This is a genomic window from Microbacterium sp. IEGM 1404, assembly GCF_030056775.1.
GTDB lineage: Bacteria > Actinomycetota > Actinomycetes > Actinomycetales > Microbacteriaceae > Microbacterium.
Window position 1 is genome coordinate 1 of record NZ_JASHKP010000014.1, and the last position, 253, is coordinate 253.

The 253-nt window shown below is 79.1% G+C and carries 1 pseudogene; it reads right to left on the reverse strand.

Features of this window, described 5'->3' with window-relative positions:
• A pseudogene (locus QM517_RS18100) lies at nucleotides 1-206 on the reverse strand (hypothetical protein); the annotation flags it as partial.
• Nucleotides 207-253: the final 47 nt, after the last annotated feature.

Consider the following 253-nt stretch of genomic DNA (forward strand, 5'->3'; position numbering starts at 1 on the left):
GCCCACCGCTGCCGCTCGGCCTCTGCGCGCATGGACGTCTGGGCGTGCAGCGGCCCCCTGTTGAGGAAACGGGTGCCGTCGGCGCCGGTCGGCCCGCTGCGCCTCCGCACGATGCGAGCGGCGGACTCGTCGGCCGGGTGGACCTCGAGGAGCGGGAAGCCGGCCGCGACGGCCTGGCGGGCGGCATGGGCAGCACCGCGCAGCACCGGGCGCTGGCCAGCGCGGCCTGCGGGTGCGCCCGCCTCGTGTCCGG